The sequence below is a fragment of the Noviherbaspirillum denitrificans genome, assembly GCF_002211445.1.
Classification (GTDB): Bacteria; Pseudomonadota; Gammaproteobacteria; order Burkholderiales; family Burkholderiaceae_D; genus Noviherbaspirillum; species Noviherbaspirillum denitrificans.
In genome coordinates this window covers 1,621,646-1,625,064 of record NZ_LSTO01000001.1, presented here as the reverse complement: position 1 = coordinate 1,625,064, position 3,419 = coordinate 1,621,646, and the positions used below count along the sequence as shown (strand labels likewise).

Here is a 3,419-nt window from a genome sequence, read left to right as displayed (position 1 = left end):
GCGTCACCGTGATCACGCAAAATGTCGACGGCCTGCATCTGCAGGCGGGCAGCAGCGATGTCATCGAATTGCACGGCAATATCTGGCATAACCTGTGCGCCAATTGCGGCCGGCCCGCCGCTGAAGCGGAACTGGATGCGGGCACACCGCCCGCCTGCCCGCACTGCCGCGGCCTGATTCGCCCCGGGGTGGTCTGGTTCGGCGAAGCCCTGCCGGCACCAGCATGGACGCGGGCGGCCGAAGTACTGGAAACCGCTGACATCTTTTTCTGCATCGGCACCTCCAGCCTGGTCGAACCGGCGGCCAGCCTGCCGCGTTATGCGCGCTCGTGCGGACGCACTGTGATTCAGATCAACCCGGAAGCCACCAGTCATGATGAGATTGCGCAGTACGTACTGCGCGGGAGATCGGGTGAAGTCATGCCCGCGCTGTTGCAGGCTGCCTGGCCTGCCTGGCCTGCCTGACCGGGCTGCTCTTGCCGTCCATTCCGAAGGAGGGTGCTTCGATGAAAAACGATGAACAGATCATCCGCATGCTGATCAACGAATGGCAGACCGCCTCCGCGGAAGGCAACCTGCAGCGCCTGTCCGAATTGATGGACGAGGATGTGATTTTCCTGATGCCGGGGCAGCAGCCGATGCGCGGGCGGCAAGCCTACATGGAAGCCTTCAGTGAAGGCATGAAACATTACCGTATCGAATCGGAAGGCGAGATCAAGGAACTCCACGTTACCAATGACCTCGCCTATTGCTGGACCCACCTCACCGTCACCGTGACGCCGCATCGCGAAGGCCTGCCGATGCGCCGCTCGGGCAACTCGCTGTCCATCCTGCGCAAATCGCCGGAAGCCGGATGGGTGATCGTGCGCGACGCCAATATGCTCACGCCGGAACCCGTCTCGATGTTCTCCTAGTCCTCAATTGCTTCTTCATGCTGTAAGCCTTACCACGCCTGTGTAAGAACGGGCATTGCTGCTCCGTGCGCAAATGCGGCGCGCCGCTGTATTTCGGGCGGCACGGAAGTTGCGACCGCAGCCCGTTCCCGCAAACGCTTCACAAGCATGGCATGAAAGGAGCAGTGCAATGTCCCTCAATCTTTTCACAGCGAAAGGCTGTCCGCTCGAACAGCAGCGCTTCACTTGGCGCGACATGGTAGGCAAGCCGATCAGCAAGCTCGACGACGACGCCTTCACCCGCGTGCGCATCATCCTCATGAACGGCATCGAGCTCGAAGCCCTGCGCTTCCAGCACATGGCCGCGCGCCTGAGCCGAGAGCTGCGGCCGAAACTCGCGCAGATCCGCCGCACCGAGCAGCACCAGGCCACCATGGTCAACTGGCTGCTGGGTCCCGACCATTCCCAGCTTGAAACCACGATTGCCTACGAGCAGGTCGCGATCGAGGTGACCGCCGCCGTCGCACAGCGCGAGCCCGACCCGTATTTTGCGCAGGCATACCGCTTCGGCTTGCTGGAAGACTTCGACCACCTGTACCGCTATTCCGCCTTGCTCGATCGCCTTGAGGGCAAGGATGCAAACAACATATTGCAGAGCTATACCGACATCCTGCCGGGACGGCCGACGGTGGACGAGCACCGCCATCCGCAGGACGACCTGCGCGAGCCCTATGACCGCGCGACGGCCGCGCCCCTGAGCAAGCTTCACGCGCTGATGATCACGGCGGCGGAATTCCAGACCCACGATTACTACATGAACATCGGCCCGCAGTTCGCCGATCCGGTGGCGCGGCAACTCTATGCGGAAATCGCTTCCATCGAGGAGCAGCACGTCACCCAGTACGGCTCGCTGATCTGCCCCGAGGAGACGGTGCTCGAGCAATGGCTGATGCATGAAGCGGTCGAGGTGTACAACTATTACAGCTGCGTGCAGCAGGAAACCAATCCGCGCATCAAGGCGATCTGGGAGCGCTTCCTCGACTACGAACTCGGCCACTTCAATACCGTCGCCGAACTCTTCAAGCAGCACGAAAAACGCGACCCGGCCGAGCTGTTCCCTGACGACCTTCCCGAGCCGGTGCAATTTGCCAGCCAGCGCGACTTCGTGCGGCAGGTGCTGGCGCAGGAACTCGACCTGCGCGCCAACGGCACGCAATTCGTCGACAAGTCGAAGGAAAGCAAGGCGTCGATCGACTACCGCACCCACATCAACTCCAGCGGCTCGCCTAGCGAAGCGGTCGCAGGCGGCTACATCTGGTCGCCGGGTACCGAGCTCAACCGCAAGGTTGCGGTCGCCATCTAGTTTGAGGAGCAGCCATGAAAGAGCAAACACCCATGGGCATGAACCGCACCGGCATGCAGATGTCGCCCTTCGACGCGTCTGCAATGCAGGGTACGCCCGCATCGATGACGCCCGCTGCGCCGGGCGACGACAGTGCGCTGGCAGAGATGCGCAGCGCAAGCATTGCTGAATCCGATCCCGTCGGATCGGTGCCCCTGCCAGGCACGGTGAAGGGCGCGATGACGACCGGCGTGTCGATGCTGACCGGCGACCAGCCGCAACTGCTGCTGGACAAGCTGGGCGAACGCCTCGCCTTCGAGCGTACTGGCACGCGCCTGTACGACGCGCTCATCACCAAGTTCGAAACCATGCAGGACCAGTCCACCAGCATGACGCTGGCCGACCTGCAGAAGATCCGCCAGGACGAGGCGCGGCATTTCGCGATTGTTGCGGATGCCATCGAATCATTGGGCGGCGACCCGACGTCGCAGACGCCGTGCGCCGACCTGGCGGGCGTGGAGTCGATGGGGCTGATGCAGGTCGTAACCGATCCGCGGACCACGATCGCCCAGTCGCTGCATGCAATCCTGGTAGCGGAGATGAGCGATAACGCCGGCTGGGAATTCCTGATCGCGTTGGCCGAGGACCAGAGCCAGAATGCGCTGATCACCGATTTTTCGGTGGCGCTGGATGAGGAGCGGGCGCACTTGCAGCAGGTGCAGACCTGGTATCAGGAAGCGACCATCGGCGAAGTGATCTCGCAGGGGGCGCTGATCGACGATATCGGAGATGCCAACCCGGCACAGCTGCACTGATGTGGCAACTCAGGTCTTCAGCCACGCGCCCTTGTACAGGATCGGCCCGCTCGGCGCATTCCGGTTGGGCGAGCCGCCCTTGGGCTCGAGGCTGATGGCCAACACCGGAATCATGTCGGGGCTGGCGTTTTCGGGGAGCGGCAACGTCACCGTTCCGTCGGCGGACACGAGGCCGAGCGAACGCGGTGCGCCTTCCTTCGGCACCGCCCATAGTTCGAGGCTGCGGTCCGCCGCCAGCACCTGCGGCGCCACGATCCGTACTGTGATCTGGCGACGACGGGCATCGCCGATGATGACCATCGCCGGTTGCGCCTTGTCGTCGGCCAGCGTGGCGATGTAATTCGCGATAGGCACGTCCGGACCGGGCAGG

5 protein-coding genes are annotated in these 3,419 nt (G+C 63.0%); 4 read left to right on the top strand and 1 reads right to left on the bottom strand.

Annotated elements, in window-relative coordinates:
- The 4 genes from AYR66_RS08120 to AYR66_RS08105 form a co-directional block, all read left to right on the top strand.
- Positions 1-464, top strand: a 464-nt coding sequence (locus AYR66_RS08120) for an SIR2 family NAD-dependent protein deacylase (RefSeq protein ID WP_337366850.1), incomplete at its 5' end; no start/stop codon positions are given.
- 41 nt (positions 465-505) lie between these two features.
- Complete coding sequence (locus AYR66_RS08115; protein WP_088707083.1) at positions 506-913, top strand: YybH family protein; 408 nt, start codon at positions 506-508, stop codon at positions 911-913.
- A gap of 169 nt (positions 914-1,082) precedes the next feature.
- Positions 1,083-2,255, top strand: a complete 1,173-nt coding sequence (locus tag AYR66_RS08110; protein WP_088707082.1) for a hypothetical protein — start codon at positions 1,083-1,085, stop codon at positions 2,253-2,255.
- 14 nt (positions 2,256-2,269) lie between these two features.
- On the top strand, positions 2,270-3,049 hold the full coding sequence (locus AYR66_RS08105) for a ferritin-like domain-containing protein (protein WP_234814850.1): 780 nt from the start codon (positions 2,270-2,272) through the stop codon (positions 3,047-3,049).
- 9 nt (positions 3,050-3,058) lie between these two features.
- On the opposite strand, the gene AYR66_RS28260 is transcribed toward AYR66_RS08105, so the two are convergent.
- Positions 3,059-3,419 (bottom strand): anti-sigma factor (locus AYR66_RS28260; RefSeq protein WP_170942280.1); only part of this gene is annotated, 361 nt, incomplete at its 5' end.